Origin of the sequence: Neolewinella marina (assembly GCF_002631205.1) — a bacterium.
GTDB classification, from domain to species: domain Bacteria; phylum Bacteroidota; class Bacteroidia; order Chitinophagales; family Saprospiraceae; genus Neolewinella; species Neolewinella marina.
In genome coordinates this window covers 111284-132478 of record NZ_PDLO01000008.1, presented here as the reverse complement: position 1 = coordinate 132478, position 21195 = coordinate 111284, and the positions used below count along the sequence as shown (strand labels likewise).

Annotated in this window: 13 protein-coding genes; 5 read left to right on the top strand and 8 right to left on the bottom strand. The window is 64.1% G+C overall.

Annotation, left to right across the window (positions count from 1 at the left end):
* Nucleotides 1-11: 11 nt before the first annotated feature.
* Nucleotides 12-1493 carry a S10 family peptidase gene (locus CGL56_RS15695; RefSeq protein ID WP_099107530.1) on the top strand — a complete coding sequence of 494 codons (1482 nt, stop codon included), beginning with the start codon at nucleotides 12-14 and terminating at the stop codon, nucleotides 1491-1493.
* Nucleotides 1494-1715: 222 nt separating this feature from the next.
* Entirely contained in the window at nucleotides 1716-5303 is a 3588-nt protein-coding gene (locus tag CGL56_RS15690) for a reprolysin-like metallopeptidase (protein WP_099107529.1), read from the top strand.
* Here the strand turns inward: CGL56_RS15690 and CGL56_RS15685 are convergent, their stop codons facing one another.
* Nucleotides 5304-7139 (bottom strand): patatin-like phospholipase family protein, encoded by a 1836-nt coding sequence (locus CGL56_RS15685; protein WP_099107528.1) that lies wholly within the window; start codon nucleotides 7137-7139, stop codon nucleotides 5304-5306.
* A gap of 254 nt (nucleotides 7140-7393) precedes the next feature.
* Between CGL56_RS15685 and CGL56_RS15680 the strand changes: the two genes are divergently transcribed.
* Entirely contained in the window at nucleotides 7394-9127 is a 1734-nt protein-coding gene (locus CGL56_RS15680) for a tetratricopeptide repeat protein (protein ID WP_099107527.1), read from the top strand.
* 184 nt (nucleotides 9128-9311) lie between these two features.
* Nucleotides 9312-10952, top strand: coding sequence for a glycoside hydrolase family 32 protein (locus CGL56_RS15675; RefSeq protein ID WP_099107526.1), 1641 nt, complete (start codon nucleotides 9312-9314; stop codon nucleotides 10950-10952).
* Nucleotides 10953-10988: 36 nt separating this feature from the next.
* Here the strand turns inward: CGL56_RS15675 and CGL56_RS15670 are convergent, their stop codons facing one another.
* Complete coding sequence (locus tag CGL56_RS15670; RefSeq protein WP_099107525.1) at nucleotides 10989-11237, bottom strand: hypothetical protein; 249 nt, start codon at nucleotides 11235-11237, stop codon at nucleotides 10989-10991.
* Between the two features lie 286 nt (nucleotides 11238-11523).
* On the opposite strand from CGL56_RS15670, the gene trmB reads away from it, so the two are divergent.
* Nucleotides 11524-12258 carry a tRNA (guanosine(46)-N7)-methyltransferase TrmB gene (trmB, locus tag CGL56_RS15665; RefSeq protein ID WP_099107524.1) on the top strand — a complete coding sequence of 245 codons (735 nt, stop codon included), beginning with the start codon at nucleotides 11524-11526 and terminating at the stop codon, nucleotides 12256-12258.
* A gap of 208 nt (nucleotides 12259-12466) precedes the next feature.
* Here the strand turns inward: trmB and CGL56_RS15660 are convergent, their stop codons facing one another.
* From CGL56_RS15660 to hisG, 6 genes are all read right to left on the bottom strand, one after another.
* Entirely contained in the window at nucleotides 12467-15964 is a 3498-nt protein-coding gene (locus CGL56_RS15660; RefSeq protein WP_143470752.1) for a hypothetical protein, read from the bottom strand.
* 230 nt (nucleotides 15965-16194) lie between these two features.
* The gene (hisB, locus tag CGL56_RS15655) at nucleotides 16195-17337 is read right to left on the bottom strand and encodes a bifunctional histidinol-phosphatase/imidazoleglycerol-phosphate dehydratase HisB (protein ID WP_099107522.1); all 1143 of its coding nucleotides are present in this window, start codon (nucleotides 17335-17337) and stop codon (nucleotides 16195-16197) included.
* Nucleotides 17338-17387: 50 nt separating this feature from the next.
* Nucleotides 17388-18464, bottom strand: coding sequence for a histidinol-phosphate transaminase (hisC, locus tag CGL56_RS15650; protein WP_099107521.1), 1077 nt, complete (start codon nucleotides 18462-18464; stop codon nucleotides 17388-17390).
* Between the two features lie 39 nt (nucleotides 18465-18503).
* Nucleotides 18504-19016, bottom strand: coding sequence for a GyrI-like domain-containing protein (locus tag CGL56_RS15645; RefSeq protein WP_099107520.1), 513 nt, complete (start codon nucleotides 19014-19016; stop codon nucleotides 18504-18506).
* Between the two features lie 19 nt (nucleotides 19017-19035).
* Nucleotides 19036-20322 (bottom strand): histidinol dehydrogenase, encoded by a 1287-nt coding sequence (gene hisD / locus CGL56_RS15640; protein ID WP_099107519.1) that lies wholly within the window; start codon nucleotides 20320-20322, stop codon nucleotides 19036-19038.
* On the bottom strand, nucleotides 20322-21185 hold the full coding sequence (hisG, locus tag CGL56_RS15635; RefSeq protein WP_099107518.1) for an ATP phosphoribosyltransferase: 864 nt from the start codon (nucleotides 21183-21185) through the stop codon (nucleotides 20322-20324). Before hisG ends, hisD begins: the two co-directional genes overlap by 1 nt.
* Between the last annotated feature and the right edge of the window lie 10 nt (nucleotides 21186-21195).

The window sequence follows — 21195 nt, the reverse complement described above, 5'->3', positions numbered from 1 at the left end:
CCATTTCCTATATGTCACGTCCCCCCCTCCTTTTGTTCGCTCTGTTGTGCTCCCTTTCGCTTTTTGCCCAGAAGCAGCACCGCCAACTCCCCCTGGATACCGCCATCGTCTCCGAAAACACGGTGCGCATCAAGGGGAAGGCCGTACCCTACGAGGTAGAAACCGGCGTGCAGCCGGTGTACGACGACAACGGGAAGGTGACGGCCGGACTCCACTACACCTACTACCGCCGGACCGACCAGACCGACCCGAACCGCCCCCTGCTCATCAGCTTCAACGGCGGCCCCGGCTCCGCTTCGGTATGGATGCACCTGGCCTACACCGGCCCCAAGGTGCTCAACATCGACGAGGAGGGCTACCCCGTGCAGCCCTACGGCATCAGCGACAACCCTTATTCGGTGCTCGACCTGACGGACATCGTGTACGTCAACCCGGTCAATACCGGCTTCAGCCGCATGGTGGAGGGGGCCGACCGCGAGCAGTTCTTCGGCGTGAACCAGGACATCAAGTACCTCGCCGACTGGATCAGCAACTGGGTAAGCCGCCACGACCGCTGGCGGTCGCCGAAGTTCCTGATCGGGGAGAGCTACGGCACCACCCGGGTATCGGGGCTGGCCCTGGAGCTGCAGGACAACCGCTGGATGTACCTGAACGGGGTGATCCTGGTATCGCCCACCGAGATCGGCATCGAGCGGGCGGGCATCGTGGAAGCCGCCAACCAGCTGCCCTACTTCGCCGCCGCCGCCTGGTACCACAAGCAATTGCCCACCGAACTGCAATCAATGGAGCTGGAGCCCCTGCTGGCCGAAGTGGAGGCCTACACCCGCAACGAACTGCTGCCCGCCCTGGCCAGCGGTATGGACCTGAGCGACGCCCGCCGCCGGGAGGTGGCCGCCGCCGCCGCCCGCTACTCCGGACTGGACGCCCAGGAGTGGCTGGACAACAACCTGATGCCCTCGGCCGCCTACTTCTGGAAAAACCTCCTGCGCGGGGAGGAGGCCGGTAACTATACCGTAGGCCGCCTCGACAGCCGCTACCGCGGCGTGGACGCCCGCGCCGCCGGGGAGCGGCCCGATTACAACAGCGAACTGACCAGCTGGCTCCACTCCTTCACCCCGGCCATCAACTATTACCTGCGGGAGGAACTCGGCTTCCGCACCGACCTGCAGTATCACATGTTCGGCCCCGTCCACCCCTGGGACCGCTCCGGCGACCGCACGGGCTACAACCTGCAGCAGGCCATGGCGATGAACCCCTACCTGAACGTCATGATCCAGTCGGGCTACTTCGACGGGGCCACCAACTACTACGACGCCAAGTACACCCTCTGGCACCTCGACCCCAGCGGTCGGATGCGCGACCGGCTGAGCTTCAAGGGCTACGAGAGCGGCCACATGATGTACCTGCGGCGCCCCGACCTGGAGGCCGCCAACGAGGATGTGCGCACCTTTATCCGCGCGTCCCTGCCCGGGGAAAAACCGGCCCGGTACTAGTCAGGCGACAATTTCCGGCGGGGGCTTCTGTTATCTTAGAGCTTGTTTGGGTTTTGCTCTTCAGACCGAAAATGAGTCACTTTTCGGATGGCCGAGGCGCTGAAAGTGGATCGTAGCCCAGCTACGAAGCCATTTTCAGCAACGAAGGGCAGTTGAAAAGGGGCCATTTGCAGGTCGAATGGTAAAGCCCAAACAAGCTCTTATTGATTCCAAACCCCCGCTATGCTCCGAGGTCTACTTCTTTCCCTGGCACTGTGTGCCGGTCCACTTTTTGCCCAGTCCGGCTTTCAGTTTACCTCGACCGCCAAGTCAAGCCCGGAGCTGGCCGGCCGCTACGCCACGGCCTCCCTGGACCTGCCCGCTTTCCGGCAAGCGCTCAGCGCCAAGCGGCATAAGCTGGAACTGCCCCTGCCCGACGGCAGCTTCGCTTCCTTTACGGCCGTAAACAGCCCCGTCTTCGCCCCCGAACTGGCCGCCCGCTACCCCGAGATCGGGAGCTACCGCGTGGAGGGGCCCTGGGGGGTGGGCCGCGTGGCCATTTCCCACCAGGGGGTTGACGCCCTGCTGCCCGGCCCGGACGGGATGTACGCCATCCAGGCCGAGGAGGAAGGGGAGGAGTACCTCGTCTTCTACAGCGGGGAGTACGCCGGTGACTCCTCAGACCTGCCGCTATCCTGCGGCTTCAATCCCGGCGATCCCCACAACGTGCCCCTTCCGGCCTCCGTTAAGGCCGAAATCAGTGGGGGGCAGAAGCGCGGCGGCGCGGCGCGGGAGCTGCGGCAGTACGACCTTGCCTTGACCAACACCGGCGAATTCGCCCGCGAGGTAGGGGGCACCAGGGCCGACGTACTGGCGGCTTTCAATACCGCCGTGAGCACAATTAATGTCATCTTCGAGCGGGAAGTGGCCGTCCGCATCAATCTGCTGGCGCTGTCGGAGCAGCTGATCTACCTCGATCCCGAAACCGACCCCTTCATCGATACCGACGAGGGAACCGGCCTGCTCGACCAGGTGATCAACGCCTTCCAGGAAAACAGCGTCCCGTCGACGGCCTACGACCTCGGCCACATCTTCACCACCCGTTGCGTCGACGTAGGGGGAGTTGTGAGCGGACTGGCCTGCAGCGGCAGCAAGACCCGCGGTGTCACCTGCCTGCAGGGCAAGAACGTGGCCCGCACCGCCGAGCGGGTCATGGTCCACGAGATTGCTCACCAGTTCACCGTTTCCCACAGCTGGAACAACTGTCCCTCCAGCCAGGCCCAGCGGGCGGGCAACACCGCCTTCGAGCCGGGGTCGGGTACCACCATCATGTCCTACGCCGGGGCCTGCGGCAACCAGAATGTCGGAGCGGCGGAACCCTACTACCACGTGGGTAGCCTGGAGCAGTTTCTGTACTACACCCGCGAGGGCGGGGCGGCCGGCTGCGCCACCATCATCGAAACGGAGAATGTCACCCCGGAGGTAAGCCTCGACTACGAGAACGGATTCTACATCCCCCAGAGCACCCCCTTCCGCCTCACCGGGACGGCCACCGACGCCAACGATCCGGCGGAGCAGCTTACCTATAACTGGGAGGAGTACGACCTGGGGCCGGCGGTCGACATCTACGAACCCCGGGGCTCGGCCCCCCTGTTCCGCTCCGTGGCCCCCGCGGCCGACGGCCACACCCGCTACTTCCCCCGCATCGACCGGGTGGCCAATCAGATCAGTACCGGCGATGAGGTGCTGCCCGACTACGAGCGTTCGCTGACCTTTCGCCTGACGGCCCGCGACAACCACCCGGGGGCCGGCGGGGTCGACTGGGCCCAGGTGAACTTCGAGGTGGCCGCGGCCGGCCCCTTCACCGTCAATGAACCCGCGCTCGCCGCCGAAGAATCCGCCTGGCGGGTAGGGGAGTACCGTGAAGTAACCTGGAACGTGGCCGGTACCGACCGCGCACCCGTCAACGCCAAACGCGTAGATATCCTGCTGAGCGGCGACGGCGGACTCACCTTCAACCAGGTCCTCCTGGCCGGCACCGCCAATACCGGCAGCGCCTTCGTGACGGTGCCCGATACCCTGGGTTCCGCCATGCGCATCATCGTGGCGGCCACCGACAACGTATTCTTCAATATGAACGGCCAAGACTTCACCATCGAGCCGGCCACCGAAGCCACTTATACCCTGGACTACGACCTGCCCTACGCCGACGTCTGCCTGCCCGAAACCCTCACGACCACCTTTACGGTGGGCAGCGTGCTGGACTTCGCCGCGCCGGTAACCCTCGAGGTCGTGGAGGAAGAACTGCCCGCCGGGGTAGTGGCCACCCTGGAGCGGACGCAACTGCTGCCCGGGCAGTCCACCCAATTGACGGTCGAGCTGGACGGGGTGACCAGCAGCGGACGAATGACCGTGCCCGTGCGCGTCACGGCACCCGGACAGGAAGCCAGCCGCCGCGAGATCGTGCTCGACGTCGTAGCCAACGACTTCAGCGACCTCACTACCAACCTGCCCGCCGAAGGTACCGAGGGGATCGGGCTGACCACCTCCTTCGACTGGTCGGCCTCGGTCAACGCCAACTCCTACGACGTACAAGTGGCCACCTCGCCAGCCTTCACCTCCGGGTCGATATTCGCCGCGGCTACCGGACTGACGGAGACTTCCTTCGCCCCTGAGGAGTTCTTCTCCCCCAACCGGGTCTATTTCTGGCGGGTACGGCCCGTGAACGCCTGCGGCCCCGGCCCCTGGACGGAAACGGTGTCCTTCCACACCGTCAGCAGCCAATGCGATACCTACAGTGGAACCGATACGCCGGTAGCACTGCCCGGTTCCGGACCTGCCTTCACCCGGCAGTCGAAACTGTTCGTGGATCGCCGCGGCAGTATCAACGACCTGAACCTGCCCAACGTCCGCATCAACTACCAGTTCGCCTCCAAAGTGACCATAAAACTGACGAGCCCCACCGGCACCACGGTCACCCTCTACGCCGAGAAGTGCTTCAGTACGAACTCTATTAACCTGGGCTTCGACGACGACGCCCCCGAGGCGGTGGCCTGTCCCCCCGACGACAAGCAGGTGTTCCAGCCCCTGGAGGCCCTGTCCGCCTTTGACGGTGAGGACACCTACGGGGAATGGATACTCACCGTCGCGGTTAGCGAAACCAGCGGGGCCTCGGGAAAGATCGTCGGCTGGGCGGTGGAATTCTGCGCCGACGCGGAGGCTTCAACCCCCGAAACCCTGGTCAACGCCCCGACGGAAGTACAGCCCCTGGGCCGTAACGCCGTACTGCGCGCCGAACTGGAGATTGTGAGCGCCAACGATGCGTCTGCCGCTACGGTATACCAGCTCACCCGCCTGCCCGCCCGGGGCTGGCTGGAGCTGGCCGGTACCCAGCTGGCGCTGGGCGACACCTTCACCCAGGCCGACATCAACGACCAGCGGCTGGTGTACGAGAACCAGGACAGCACGGTGATGACCGACGATTTCGGCTTCGTGGTGACCACGGCCAGCGGTGGCTACCTGCCGGTAACCTACCACGAAATCCGGCTGACGGCGGATGCCGTCAACCCAACCAATAACCTCCGGTCGCTGGCCAGTCAGCTCGAGGTGTTCCCCAATCCGACACGCGGGGCCTTGCACCTGCGTTGGGCCGCCACCAACAGCGCCCGCGAGGTGGGCATCGAACTCTACGACCTGAACGGCCGCCGCCTCCACCAGGAATGGGTATCACGGCTTGCGGGAGCGGCCACCGTGCCCACCGCCGGCCTGCCCGCCGGGGTGTACCTGCTGCGGGTCGACGGGGCGGTGTACCGGCGGATCGTCCGGCAGTAATTACTCGGCGACGCTGCTGGCCCGGGCGGACAGGGCGTCGACCACTTCGGCGATGAAATCGCCGTGCAGGATGGTGTAGCGGTCCGGCGTATTGACTACGTTCGGCGGCAGCTCCCGCCCGTAGCGCTTTTCGAGTTCCTCGCGCCGGTGGGCGTAGAACAGTACCGGTACGTGGCGCAGCACGGGGTCGAAGGCCAGCATGGCCGCGAAGTCGATACCCCGTTTGCCATCGTTGTCGCCCTGCTCTTCGCGGGTGACGTCGCTGATGATGAGGTCGATGCGGTCTTCGGGTTTGCTGCTGGACTTGTTGTTGTTGACCAGCAGCTGGTGGGCCTCATCGCTGGTCCTCACCGTATAGCAGTAGGTGTGCAGCCGGTCCAGGATCGCCATCGGCAGGGGATAGGTAAGGCTGTCGTCGATCCAGAGGATCTTGTATTTCTCCGGTCGCTGGGCGAGGGCGGAGATCTTGTCCTTGATTTCCGCATTGTCGCGGATGCCAAAGGCCTCCAGCGTCCGGTCCAGATCCTTGACGTTGCTCAGTTCCCAGAGGACGGGCTTGATCCGCTGCAGCAGGTTGGTCTTGAGGTCCGATTTGTACTCCAGCCAGTTGAAGCGGCGCAGGAAGCGGCTTGCGGCCTCGGCCCCCCGACGGAACAACTTCAGTTTTTCGGCCTCCGATATTTCGAAGTTGATCCAGTTGAAGCCTTCCACGTCGATGTACTCCACCAGGGCCTTGTACTCGGGGTTGTTGCGGATGAACTCCAGGTCGCGCAGGTTCCTCACGCCCTCCTGCATATTGCCCAGGAAGCCCCCCAGGCTCCCGATGGTGCGGGCGTGCCGGCGGTCTACGCCCAGCTTGACCCCGATGGTGGGCCGCTGGGGGATCCGGTCGCTGTGGTGGAAGAGGTCGATGGGGAAGTTCGACATCACGCCCCCGTCGACGAAGAGGATTTCCTCGGGCAACTCGCCCGGGTAGCCGGCCACCTGCCGCCACTTGCGCCTCACCTCCTCCTCCCGCCCCTGCGCCCAGGCGAGGGATACCCGCTTGGGGGTGAAGAAAAAGGGGATGGCCATCGAGGCCCGCACGAAACTGGCCGGGTGCTGCTCCGCGGGCTGCTCGTAGTACAGCTCGGCCATGCGGGGGAATTCTACCTTGGTTTGGGTGGTGATGTCGGCGGCCACGATGGCGATCTTGGGCTGCAGTTCCTCCGCGTCGACCGGCCGGCGGTGGTTGCCGTAGTCGGAGACGTGGACCAGGCTATCGGGCAGGTTGCAAAGGTTCTCGTTCAGGGAAGCCCAGCTGGGATGGTGGAGCTGCTCGGCGAGCCACCGCTCGAAGTGGTCGCCCGGATTGATGCCGAAGTCCTGGAAGATTTCCGACAGGTTCCCGGCGGCCTCCAGCAGGGCTGGGAGCTTGCCCATCACGTCCAGGCCCTCGCTGAACTGCACCCCCGACTGGATCAGGGCGGTCAGCCGCTGGGCGTCGCGGCCCCCGTCCACGAAGTCGGTGAAGGGCTTGCCCGCAATCCGCTCCAGAATCTTGGCGCTCTTTTTCTCCCCGGGCGTGCCGGCGTCGGCCATCAGCAGGGTATTGATGGAACCCGCGCTCGTACCGCCCAGACTCAGGAAGCGCAACCCCATTTCTTCCAGCACGTAGGTGAAGCCCACCAGGGCAATGCCGAGTACGCCCCCGCCCTCCTGCACCAGGTTGACGTACTGGTGGCCCTCGCCGTCGAAGATGTCGGAGTAGCGGAACCGGTCGCCCTGCTGTTGCCGGTAGGCCTGCAGGTCTTCCAGGATGTCAAAAACGTATTGTTTGTAAATGTGGGTGGACATAGGTAAGTGGGTTTAGGAGAAAAAGGCATTCCGCCTCCGCTCCCGTAAGATAATGGCTGCCGGGCAGTTACTTCTTCCGGGGAAACCCTTGATAATGTGGCCGCTAAGGCGTAATATCCAGTACGGATCCCGGCGCCCTCCCCGAACATTAGGCGGTAAATGGGCGGCGGCGCGCGGGTGCCGTACGCTACCGGGAACAGCCCGCCCCCCCCCCCCACGTCCATTCCCGTCCTCCACCTCTTAATCCGTTCGTCATGGTTACTCTAATCCTGCGTCCCATCGGCCTTGCCCTGCTGTTGGTCTGCCTTTGCACCTGCGGCGACCGCCCCCAAAGTCCTCTCGCCCATACCGGGGCGCAAGCAGCAACCGCCGCGTGCCTGCCGGCCACCAACGACCGCGCTTGGTACGAGACCAAGCAGAAAGCACCCCTCTTCGACAGCATGGGGCAGCATCACTTTCCCATCACGACCCGACGGAAGCTGGTCCAGCGCTACTTCGACCAGGGCCTGGTGCTGGCCTACGGTTTCAACCACGCCGAAGCCGCCCGCTCCTTCTACCACGCTACCCGGCTGGACCCCGACAGCCCCATGCCGTACTGGGGCTACGCCTACGTGCTGGGCCCGAACTACAACGCTGGTATGGAGAAGGATAACTACCCGCGCGCCTACGAGGCCGTTCAGCGCGCAAAAAACCTGGCCCGGATGCGCGGCACGGAAAAAGAAAAGGCTCTCATCAATGCCCTCGCCACCCGCTACCACCGCGACGCGCCCGAAGCCCGTAGTGCACTCGACCAGGCCTACGCAGAGGCCATGCGCAAAGTGGCCACTCGCTTTCCGGACGACGCCGACGTACTCGCCCTCTTCGCGGAAGCGCTGATGGACCTGCACCCCTGGGACCTGTGGGATAAAGCGGGCGAACCCCGGACGTGGACCCCCGAGATCCTGGAAACCCTGGACCAGGTGCTGGCCATCGCCCCCGACCACCCCGGCGCCAACCACTTTTACATCCACGCCATTGAGGGCAGCCGGACGCCCGACAAGGGCCTGGCGAGTGCCCGCACCCTCGACGCGGGTCTGGTGCCGGGGGCCGGGCACCTGATGCACATGCCCTCCCACATCTATATCCGAACCGGCGATTATCACGCCGGGTCGCTGGCCAACCGCGCGGCCGTACGGGTCGACAGCAGCTACATCACGGCCTGCCGCGCCCAGGGGGCCTATCCCCTCATTTATCACCCCCACAATTACCACTTCCTGGCCGCTACCGCCACCCTGGAGGGCAAGCCCGACTGGGCCATGGACGCGGCGCTCCGTACCGCCCGCCACGCCGACAACGACCTGATGACGGTGCCCGAACTGGGTATGCTCCAGCACTACTACACCATCCCGGATTACGTACGGGTCAAGTTCGGCCTCTGGGATGAGATACTGAATTCGATTGACGTGCGCCGCGACCTAACCTACCCCAAGATCATCCGCCACTACGCCCGCGGTATGGCCTACCTGGGCAAGGATGACCCGGCCGCCGCCGCGGTGGAGCTGGCCGCCCTGCGTAAACTGGCCGCTGGTGCGTCGATTGATTCCTTAGTCATCGGGGTCAATACGGCCCGCGCGGTGGCTTCCATCGCCGAAGGGGTGCTGGCCGGAGAACTGGCCGCCAGCGAAGGGGACTACGACAGCAGCATCGAATTGCTGGAAAAGGCCGTTGCCGTCGAGGACGCGCTGCACTACATGGAACCCCCCGACTGGTTCTTCTCGGTCCGCCACCACCTCGGCGCGGTGCTGCTGGAAGCCGGGCGATTTGCCGATGCGGCGCGGGTGTACGAGGAGGACCTCTTGACCTTCCCCAGGAACGGCTGGGCGCTCCGCGGATTGCAGACCGCCTACGAGGGCATGGGTGAGACCGCGAAGGCCAGGGGCGCGGCGGAGCAGCTGGAAAAAGCCTGGGCGACGGCGGATATCGCGTTGACGGCTTCCCGTATCATGTAGCCGATACCCAATTGCTACCCGTCTTTTAAGGGAGCTTGTTCCCGCGTTGTACGCTGGAAGCCAATCGCCTGCGCTCCGGTGGTCCGGGGATGCTATCCGAATGGATTCCCGCTGATCAATTACCTTGGGGGACAACAATGGCGGATGGCTCCTGCCCCCCGCTACTCATGTCAACCCGCCCGCTATGGAATTGCCACTGTTACGTTTCGCCAGCTGTTTCGCCCTTATTACCCTGCTGGCTTGCGGTCCCACCGCCCCGGAGGAGGTGGTTGACGCCGGCTCCTCCGAAGTAAGCGAAGCCACCTACCAGGAGCCCCACCGCCCCCAGATTCACTTTTCGCCGCCCGCCAACTGGATGAACGACCCGAACGGCATGGTGTACCACGATGGGGAGTACCACCTGTTTTACCAGTATTATCCGGACAGCACCGTGTGGGGCCCCATGCACTGGGGGCACGCCGTGAGTACCGACCTCGTACACTGGGAACACCTGCCCGTGGCGCTCTACCCCGACTCCCTGGGCTACATTTTCTCCGGTAGCGCCGTAGTGGACAACGACAATACCAGCGGACTGGGCCAGAACGGGGAGGCGCCCCTGGTGGCCATCTATACCTACCACGATCCGGAGGGGGAGCGCGCCGGCCGCGACGACTACCAGTATCAGGGCATCGCCTACAGCAACGACCGGGGGCGAAACTGGACGAAGTACGAGGGCAACCCCGTGCTGCCCAACAACACTGGTATCCGCGACTTCCGCGACCCCAAGGTGAGCTGGAACACGGCCGCCGGGCAGTGGGTCATGGCCCTGGCGGCCAAGGACCGGATCTCGTTCTACGGTTCCGACAACCTCATCGACTGGGAGCACCTGAGTGACTTTGGCACGGACCAGGGGAGCCACGCGGGGGTGTGGGAGTGCCCCGACCTCTTCCCCCTGCCCGTGACGGGCGCCAACGGCGAGAGTAAGTACGTACTCATCGTCAGCATCAACCCCGGGGCGCCCAACGGTGGCTCCGGTACCCAGTACTTCGTGGGGGAGTTCGACGGGACGACCTTCACCGTCGACCCCTCCTTCGCCGAAGACGTGACCGATGAGCAGGGAGTGTGGCTCGATTATGGCCGTGACAACTACGCCGGCGTGACCTGGTCCGGCATTCCCGAAGAGGACGGCCGCCGGCTGTTCATCGGCTGGATGAGCAACTGGGCCTACGCCAACGTGGTACCCACCGAGCGCTGGCGCAGCGCCCTCACCGTTCCCCGCCAGCTGACCCTCCACCAGACGCCGGCGGGCTACCGGGTGTTCTCCCAGCCGGTCCGGGAGCTCGAACAGCTGCGCACCGATGAATTCACCATTCCGGAGGGGGAGGAGAGCGCAAACCGGGGGCTATCCGACCGCTTTTCGGTACCCGCGAACGCGCCCAAGGAACTGGAGCTGCGCTACGCCCTGTCGCCCGACAGCAAGGCCCGCTTTGGCGTGGAACTCGCCAACGGCAAGGGGGAAGTCTACCGCATCGGCTACAACGCCGCCTCCGGGCACTACTTCAGCGACCGCAACTCGGCCGGGCCGGCTACCTTCTCGGAAGACTTCGTCGGCGACCTGGAGTTGGCACCCCGGGTGATGGACGGGGCGGAAGTGAGCCTGCACCTGCTCATCGACCGCGCAAGTGCGGAACTCTTCGCCGACGGTGGAGCAACGGCCCTCACCGAAATATTCTTTCCGACGGAAGATTTCAACCAGATCCGGCTGTTCACGGAAGGCGACGGCGTGCGGCTGCTAGAGGGAAAAGGGTATACCCTCACCTCCATCTGGCCGCAACTCGACCGGTGATCTGACTAAAGACCGAATCCGGTACCCGAATCGGGATCAGGAAACCTGGTCCCGCATCCGCTGCATTTTGCGCTCGAGGAAGTACCGCCACCCCACCAGGGAGAAGAAGTAGAAGCCGACGACGGGCAGGGTGAGTACCAGCGTCCAGCGCACCCACGTCACCTCCCAGAGCAGGAAGTAGACGGCCGCCAGGCAGAAGGTGCGCAGCAGGAAGAGGGCGTACCGCTTGCGGCGGTATTCCGGTGAAAGCATGGTCTTTTCGTGGGAGTCGCGGTGGGTTTGCATGAATCGACGGCGGTACTCCTGATGGTTAGTTTCTGGGTTCAAAGCGTTAAAACTTAAAAAGCGTGTAATAATATGGGGCAATTCCAGTGAGACAAATTTGTCGATTATTTTTCGGATTGTCAAGCGATTTTTCTTCGGTTTGCGAAATGTGCAACACACCTGAAGTGACTAGGCCCGATCTCTGGGGCGGCGGGAGCATGGCGATCCAGAAGACTTGAAGAAGGGAGCGAAGTACGCGCATCCGCCCCGTAGGGCTATCTTTGCGCCCCACCAAACCCAGCTGTTCATGGCCGGCCGCAATAAGCTGCAGAAGTTTGCCGAAGTCCTCCAGATGCCCAACGTTTACGAGAGCTTCGAACCCACGAAACCGGAGCTGACGGGCGTCAACGGTACCCTTACCGACCTGCGGGGCCGCTGGGCTACCGGCCACTTCGGCAACGACCACCCGATCACCCTGGAACTGGCCTGCGGGCGGGGAGAGTACACCCTGGACCTGGCGCGGCAGTACCCCGACCGCAACTTCATCGGCGTCGACATCAAGGGCGCCCGCATCTGGAAAGGCGCGAAGACCGCTCTGGCCGAAGGGCTTGACAATGCCGCCTTCCTCCGCACCCGCATCGAGGTGATCAGTCACTTTTTCGAAGCCGGGGAGGTGGAGGAGATCTGGATCACCTTCCCCGACCCCTTTCTGAAAAAGGGCAAGGAGAACCGCCGACTCACCGCCGCCCAGTTCCTCAAGCAGTACCGCCGCATCCTGCGCCCCGGCGGGGTGGTCCACCTCAAGACCGACAGCCGCGAGCTCTACGACTGGTCGCTGGAAACCCTGGCCGAGCAGCCCGCCGTCCAGCTGGAATACCACGATAACGACATTTACAGCAAGCCGCTGCCCCTGCCGGAGTTGTCCACCGAGACCTACTACGAACGCATGCACAAGGACCTCGGCAAGACGATCACCTACTTGCGCTTCCGCTTCGGGGAGGGGGATATTATTGGGGGAAAGGGGATGCCTGTTGGGGAGTGAAGTACTGAATTGGTGAATTATTGAATTAGTGAATTGGTGGCGGGCATTTGTCCCTCGCTCCGCTCGGGCAGTTGCGTCTCCGCGTCGCTTATCTGCGCGCTTGCTGCGTGCCCTGGTAGCATTCGCTTAGTGATGCACCTACCCGAACGAAGTGAGGGAAGAGTGCAACACCCCATTCACCCCTTCAGTCCTTCACCCCTTCACCCCCTTAAAACTGAGCAGTAACCTGCGCCCGCCCCACGTGTACGGTGGATGCCTCTCCCGTCTGTCGCCCGTCGTAGAGGAGGTTGAGCTGGAGATATTCGCCGAGGTTCTGGGTAAGGCTGAGGTTCCACAGCAGGTTGCGACCGGGTTGCAGGCCCTGGAGGAGGGCGAAGCCTACCGGGCTACCCGAGCGGCCGTTGGCGAATTCGATCTGTATCCACTGGAAGCTGGCATTGATCCAGTTGCGGTAGTTGCCGGCGAAGCGGGTTTCCCGGCGCAGGGTAAACTCTCCGGCACCGCTGGGCAGGACGTTCTCTTCCCGGCCCACCACCACCGTGGTGTTGAAGCTGAATTCCCCCGGCTGCCAGTTCACCCCCGGTTCCAGGCGGTTGAAGTGGATCTCGTAGTCCTTTTCGTTGAAACGCTCGGAGTCGGAGGCCCGCCGGCCCGTAATGCCCGCCGCTTCCAGACTGAGCTGGTCGTTGGGCCGGAAGCGGAAGCGTAGTTCCCATTCCTCCCGGCGGCTGCTCTCGTAGCCGGTGGTGAGGACCCGGCGGTTGCGCTGTTCGTCGTTGGACAGTTGGATGTCGTAGCGCGGGCTGGCGCGGTTAAAGAACAGTCCGTGCCGCCGCCGTACGTTCAGGGCTACCAGGTTGCTGTCGGCCACGGCCAGCTGAAAGGGGTTCCAGGGCATGATGTCCTCGGCGGCCTGGGTCTTGCGGTCGATATTCACCGCCGTATTCACCGCGAACCGGCGCAGGAAATCGCGGACGCCGTCCGCTCCCCGCCAGATGCGGTCGGGGTCCCAGTTGAAGCGCTGGTTGATGCTGACGTTGTCGGTGCGGATGAAGTTGTTGTTGAAGACGCTCACCCGGATGTAATCGGCAATGTCGGCGAAGGGCGCCAGCTCGATCTCGTTGGGCTGGATCCGGCCGTCTTTGTTGTAGAGGCTGTCCTGCCAGATATATTGCCCGAGTCCGGGACCGACGTAGAGGTACTGGAAGTCGACTCGCGGTTCCTGTCCGCTGCCCACCTGGTAGGTAGTCTGACTGGTGAAGGCCCGCTTCAGGGCATCCGCCCGCACGTCGAGGCGGCCCAGGAAGGTGCTGCTGGGTTTGTCTTCCACCAGGTCCTGGCCGGGCACTTCCAGTTCGCGGTAGGTGAAATTGCCCCCGAGTTGCAGGTTACGGGCGGCCTCGAACTTGCCTTCCGCGGCCACTTCCCGGGCGGAGGTACTGGCCCGCAACTCCGTCGCGTTGGGCAGGCGGTCGTCGCGGCGGCTCGCACTCAGGGTGAAGGCGTAGCGGTCGTGCTCCGGGGCGGCCAGTCCCAGGGTAAAGCGGTCGTATTGAAAAGACAGGGCCGAAAGGGTGTCGCCACCCCCGGGGCGGCGGATGCTCTTTTCGCCACTGTAGGCGGCCGCGAGTTCCCAGCCCCCGAGAAAGTCGAACTCCTTGCTCAACCGCAGACTGGGCCGGCGGAAGGTGCCGGTGCTCTCCCGGTCCTGGCTGTTGAGCAGGCTGTAACCGCCGGCCGCCTCCCAGCCATTTACCTGCAGCTGCAATACCCCCTCGTGGCGGTGTCCCGCGTAGTCATCACCCCGAGTAAATTGCTCGTAGTCGTAGTCGATCCGCCCGACGCCGGCCCGCAGCAAACCGAGGCCACCGCCCGCCAGTTTTTCCACGGCGGCTTCGGGGCGGATGGTGCTCAGGCGGTTGCTCAGGTTCCAGTTGCGGTAGAATTCCGGCGAGCGGTAGGGATTGATGAAGGTGAAGGTTTCTTCCACCCACTCGTAGCGCCCCCGGCCGGTCACTGCCCAGCCGCTGCTGTCGGACCCGAGCCGGAGGGTGCGGTCTACGTCCAGCCGTAGGGCGTGGCCGGTATCGTCGCCGTCGTCCAGGTCGCTGAAGCGGTTCAGGTCCGACCGGCTGCGGCTCCCCTCCACCCGCAGGCTGCCCTGGTCACCAAAGCGATATTCCCCGCCGGCGCTGAACAGCTGTTGTTGGCGGGGGGCTACCAGGTCGATCTCCGGCGCAAACCGTCCCCGGGGCTGGCAGTTCTCGTCGTAGCCGACGAATACATACACCCGTTCGTTGGCCGGGCGGCCGGGGTCCAGGCTGTAGGGGCCGCCGCCGGCCCCCCGGTCGGTGAAGGTGGCCACGTAGCGCCCGAGCCGGGGGTCGTTGCTGCTCACGAGGTAGGCCTGGGTCACCGCGCAGCCGAGTACGGTGTCGCGGAGTTCGTAGGTGGCCCGCAGTTCTTCCCGGCCGGTGAGGGTATCGATGCTGGGTACGGCCACGCCATCCGGGTTGTCGCCGGCCAGGCGCAGGGCTTCCCGCTGGGCGGCGGTCAGGCGTAGGTCGCCGGTGGCGGTCTTGCTGTCCTGCTGGGAGTAGAGGTTGACGTAACCGGTCACCCGGCCCCGGGTATAGCGGCTGCTGCCGGCCGTGAGGGTGCGCAGGTAGCGTTGGTCGGCGTACTCGTACTCCACCGTGATGCGGGCGTCGCGGGTGATGAGGCGGCGGGTGGTGAAGGTCAGCTCCGCCAGGTTGTAGTCGATAACGTAGTCGGCGTCAAGGCCACGGACCAGCAGCTCCCCGTCCAGGTACACCCGTTCGGTGCCGGCCAGGATGATGAGGAAGCGCTGCTCCCCGTCGCCGGTGAGCTTGTAGGGGCCCTGGTTGCCCTCTCCGGGGGTGATGTTTTGGCGGATGAATTGTCCGCGGGCCACGGCCACGCTGGCGGCGTTTTCCCACTGCCCGTCGTCCTCTTCCTGTTCTCCGGAAACGGTGGTGAAGGTGGCCCCCTCCAGTTTCTTGTAGTAGCGCATGAAGTAGCCGTCCGGGTTGCGCAGTTCGTAGTCGCCGGCGGTGAGCTGGCTGCGGTCCTTACGCAGCTGGATGAAGATGCGGTCGAATTCCCGCAGTTGCTGGGTGGTGCCTTCGGGCTGGACGGGCAGGTTCTCGTCGGTGATGGCGGCGGCCACCTCGATGCCGTTGCCTAGTTCGCCGTTCAGCTGGAGGTTAAAGGCCGAGTTCAGCACCAGGTCCTGGCGGTTGCCGAAGCTGATCGCCCGGCTGAAGCTACCCCGCGTCTGCACCTTGGAGGTGTTATCGAGCAGCCCGGCCCGCACGTAGGGGTCGTAGGCGCCGATGACGAGTCCGGCTTCCTCCCTTCTCAATTGGGCCGAGTCCAGCAGGCTCATGCGCTGGTCAAGGGCAAAGGGCAGGGCGCGGTAGCGCAGGTGCAATGAATCGGGTAAATCCGGGTTCGTCCACCGCAGGTAGCGCCCCTCCAGAATATAGTCCGACTCCGGAATCCGCCGGCCGTCGGGTGCGAATACCCCGAGGCTTCCCGGCGCGATGGTCAGGCTGTCCACCAGCTGTCCGGCCGCATGCACGGCCACGGTCCGCTCCCGCAGGTTGGACGTGGGCGCCACCTGGGCCGTCACCATACCGGTGGCCAGCAGCCAGAGCACCAGCCACAACAATTTCGGGATCACCTGTGGGTAACGCCGCCGCGCCGGGGCGTAGTGCTAGCTGGAGTAGACATCGGATGTTGGTGGGCTGTCATCCTGTCAGACATCGGATGTCTGACAAAATGTCGCTCCAGCAATCCCTTTATTGTTGGGGCTGTTGCCAAAAAGATTCCCGCAAAAATGGCAGAATAACCGCAAAAGACATCGGATGTCTGACAAAATGGCGCGCTGACAACATCCGATGTCCATTTGGCTTACAGCACCCCCTTAGTACTCGGCAGCCGCATGTTATCCACGTCGCGGCGCTTGGCCATCTTGATGCTTTTGGCGAGGGCCTTGAAGGTGGCTTCGATCTTGTGGTGCTCGTTGTCGCCTTCAACCTTGATGTTGAGGTTGCAGCGTGCCCCGTCGGTGAAGGACTTGAAGAAGTGGTAGAACATCTCCGTGGGCATATCCCCGATTTTCTCGCGGCGGTACTCGCAGTCCCAAACCAGCCATGGCCGCCCGCCGAAATCGATGCCCACCTGGGCCAGGGCGTCGTCCATCGGCAGGTAGAAACCGTAGCGCTCGATGCCGAGCTTATCGCCGAGGGCTTTGGCGAATACCTCGCCGAGGGCGATGGCGGTGTCCTCGATGGTGTGGTGCTCGTCGATGTCCAGGTCGCCTTCCACCTGAATCGTCAGGTCGCACCCGGAGTGACGGCCCAGCTGGTCGAGCATGTGGTCGAAGAAGCCGAGGCCGGTCTGGATGTCGGTAGTGCCCGTACCGTCCAGGTCCAGGGTGATGCTGATGTCGGTTTCCTTGGTGGTGCGGCGCACCGAAGCCGTACGGTTTTCCAGTCGCAGGTGGCGGTAGATGTCTTTCCAGCTGGTGGTGCGCAGGGCAATGGTGTCTTCCAGGGCGGAGAGGGGACTGTCGCTCAGTTCCTCGTTGCCGAGTTCCGGGTCGTTGGCCAGCCAGAACCCGCGGGCTCCCATATTTTTGGCCAACTGCATGTCGGTGAGGCGATCTCCGATCACGTAACTGTTGGGGATGTCGTACCGCTCGTCGTCCAAGTACTTCTGCACCAGGCCGACATTCGGCTTGCGGGTGGGGGCATTGTCCCGGGCGTAGGTGCGGTCGATGAGCTCCTCCACGAATTCCACCCCCTCCGCCGCCAGGGCCCGCCGCATTAGTTCATGGGGTGGCCAGAAGGTATCTTCGGGGTAGGCCTGGGTGCCGAGCCCGTCCTGGTTGGTGATCATCACCAGCTGGTAATCCAGTTCCCGGACGATACGGCCCAGCCAACGGAAGATTCCGGGGTAGAAATTGAGCTTTTCGACGGAATCAACCTGATAGTCTTCGGGCTCCAGGATGAGGGTGCCGTCGCGGTCGAGGAAGAGAATCTTTTGGGGCATAATGTCACCGCAGCTTGCTGGCGGATTTGATTTCGCGGAGTAGATGGGGGTTAGTCCTGCGCCTCGCCCAGGGCGCGGAGCGCCTCGATGAGTTTGGTATTCTCCTCCGGCGTACCGGCGGTGATGCGCAGACAGTTCTTGGCGTTGGGTTGGTAACTCTGGTTCCGAACCACGATGCCCTGGTCCAGCAGGTAGCGGTACACCCGGTCGGAATCCGTAAAGCGAACGAGCAGGAAGTTGGTCACGGAGGGGAATATGTAGTCCACCATCGGCAGCTGGCCGAGCTCCCGCTCCAGCCGGCGCCGCTCCCGGATGAGCAAATCCACCCGTGACTGCATCACTTCCGGCTGGGCCAGGGCGTCCAGGGCCGCGTCCTTGGTGAGGACGTTGATGTTGTAGGGCATCTTGATCGCCCGCAGCATGGTGATGATGAACTCACTGGCATAAGCTGCACCCAGGCGGACACCGGCCATGCCCCACGCCTTCGAGAGGGTTTGGGTGATGATCAGGTTCGGGAACTCGTCCAGGCGGGGCACGAAGCTTTCTTCCGGGACGAAGTCGATGTATGCCTCATCCAGCACCACGATACCCGGGAAGCTGCGGATCAGGTCCTCCACTACGGCGGCGTCCATCAGGTTGCCGCTGGGGTTGTTGGGGCTGCAGAGCCAGAGCACCTTGGTGGTGTCGTCCCAGCTGGCCTTGAGCTCCTCCACGGGGATGGTGAAGTCGGACTGCAGGGTTACCGCCCGGAAACCCACGTCGTTGATGCCCGCGGCTACCTTGTACATCCCGAAGGTGGGGGGCAGGGCTACGACGCTATCCTTTCCGGGGATGCAGAATACCCGGGTAACCTGGTCGACGATCTCGTCGGAGCCGTTGCCGAGAAAAATGCGGTCCGGGTGGACGTTCCTGATTTTAGCCAGGGCCTCACGCACGTCCGTCGACAGGGGTTCGGGGTAACGGTTCACCCCGGTGTCGAAGGGGCTTTCGTTGGCGTCCAGGAGGACGTCGGCACGGCCCTTGAATTCCGAGCGGGCGCTGGAGTAGGGGGTGAGGTTGAGGATGTTGGGGCGGACGAGACCTTTGATCTTGGCTTCGGTCCAGGTAATGTTTTCGGTGGTGGTCATGATCGCAATCTGTCGGCGGGCGCTACTGCCGGCCGGTGGTTAGGTTAAGGGTTGTTGGGGGGTGGCGGCGACTACGGGTACGAATACTTCCTCGGTGGCTTCGGGGTCGTCGAGGCGGTAGTCGGGCCCCATCCGCTCGAAGTGGGGGCGGGTATTATCCACGGCGTAGCCCGAGGCGGGCAGCCAGCTGCGGAAGAGGTAGTCCAGGGTGCGGCCGAATTCACTCGCCAGTCCGCGGTGGATGCAGTAGGCGTAGATGCCCCCGGGAATCTTGACGGATTCCAGCCCTTCGGGCAGGCTGTCGTCGGCGTTGGCCAGGGCCACGGCGGCCCATTCCCGGTACTCGGTGTCGGGCTCCAGGCGGAAGGAGGACGGTCCGGCGGGGTATTCCCGGATGGCATAGCGGAAGGTGTCGGCCCGGGCGGCCACCTCCTTGATGCGCGGGCCGAAGGCCTGCCACAGCCTGGGGGTATCCATCGCGGCCAGGGTGGTGCGCTGGGAGAGGCCCACCAGGTTGATTGGAGCGAGGTCTTGCAGGGTAACTTCCGTCATGGTCGTCGTGGCGTGGAGTTTAGGAGGGCAGGTCGCGTAACCGCAAACTTACCGCATTTCGGTGGGCCCGCAATTGTTCGGCCTCCGCCATGGTCTCTACGGCCGGGCCGATGTTGCGCAGTCCGTCGGCGGTGAGTTCCTGGAAAGTGATCTTCTTGACGAAGCTGTCCAGGCTAACCCCGCTGTACTGCCGGGCGTAGCCGTAGGTCGGCAGGGTATGATTGGTGCCGCTGGCGTAGTCACCCACGCTCTCGGGGGTGTGGTAGCCGAGGAAGATGGACCCGGCATTGCGGATTTGGCCGGCGAACGAACGGGGGTCAGCCAGGCTCAGAATCAGGTGCTCCGGGGCGTAGGCATTCACGTAGTCGGCGGCTTCCGACCAGTCGTCGAAGACCAGGGCGAAGCTGTTGGCGATGCTCTGGGCCGCCAGTTCGCGGCGGGGCAGCTCGGCGAGCTGGCGCTGGACTTCCTGCCAGACCCCTTCGGCCTTTTCGCGGCGATCGGTGACGAGCACCACCTGGCTGTCGTGGCCGTGCTCGGCCTGGCTGAGGAGATCGGCGGCCACATGGGCGTCCGCGGCACCCGCGTCCGCGCAAACCAGCACCTCACTCGGGCCGGCGGGCATGTCGATGGCCAGTCCCTGCAGCAGAGCCAGCTGTTTGGCAACGGTCACGAAGGCGTTGCCGGGGCCGAAGATTTTGTAGACCTGGGGGACGGTGGCCGTGCCGTACGTCATGGCCGCGATGGCCTGGGAGCCACCGAGGCGGAAGATTCTCGTTACGCCGCACAGGTGGGCGGTGTAGAGGATAGCGGGGTGAATGTTGCCCTGGCGGTCCGGGGGGGAGCAGAGGACGATCTCCCGGCAGCCCGCCAGCCGGGCCGGAACGGCCAGCATGAGCACGGTGCTGAAGAGGGGCGCGGTGCCCCCGGGAATGTAGAGTCCTACGCGGTCGATGCCGCGGCTTTCGCGCCAGCAGCGGACGCCCGGCATGGTTTCGATTTCCTCCACCTGCGTCTGCTGGCTGCGGTGGAAGGTTTCGATATTGTCGTGGGCGGTCTGGATGGCGCGCTTGAGGTCGTCGGGAACCTGGTCGGCGGCGGCCTCGACCGTGGCGGCCGGAACGGAGAAGTCGTCCAGCTCCACCCCGTCGAAGCGGGCGGTGTACTCCCGCAGGGCGGCGTCGCCTTCCTCTTTAACCCGGTTCATCACCTCGCGAACCGTAGCTTCCAGTTTGCCCAGGTCGCTGGCCGGTCGCTGCAGCAGTTCCTCCCAGCGGTCGCGGGAGGGGTTATCGTAGATCTGCATCAGACGATCATTTTCGCGATGGGGACGATCAGGATGCCCTCGGCGCCGGCGTCGCGCAGGCGGTCGATGATGTCCCAGAAGCGGTCCTCGCTGATCACCGTATGCACGCTCGACCAGCCCTCCTCGGCCAGCGGCAGTACGGTGGGGGAGCGCATGCCAGGCAGCATCTTGATGACCTCCTGGATGCTGCGGTTGGGCACGTTCATCAGCAGGTATTTCTGGTTGCGGGCGGCCAGGACGGACTTGATGCGGAAGACGAGCTTGTCCAGGATGGCGCGCCGCTCGGCGTCGATGCGGGGGCTGGCGGCGATGACGGCTTCCGACTGCAGGATGATGTCCTGCTCCTCCAGTCCGTTCTTGAACAGGGTGCTGCCCGTGGAGACGAGGTCGCAGATGGCGTCCGCCAGTCCGATATTCGGCGCGATCTCCACCGAGCCGCTGATCTCGTGGATCTCGGCCTCGATGCCCCGTTCGTCGAGGTAGGCCTGCAGGCTGTTCGGGTAGCTGGTGGCGATGCGCCGCCCCTGGAGGCTTTGAGGGCCCTGGTACTGGCTGCCGCGGGGGGTAGCCAGGCTCAGACGGCACTTGGAGAAGCCGAGCTTCTGTACCACTTCGGCGTCCTTTTGCTTCTCGATGAGGGTGTTTTCCCCGATGATGCCGATGTCGGCCACCCCGTCCTGGATGTACTGGGGGATATCGCTGTTCCTGAGGTAGAGGATCTCGGCGTTAAAGTTGCGGGCCGGGGCCTTGAGCTGGTCGCGGCCGTTGTCGATCTTGATGCCGCACTCCTTCAGGAGCTGGATGGACTCGTCGAGCAGGCGACCCGATTTCTGAACGGCAATTCTGAGGGGGGGAGTAGACATTTCGAATTGG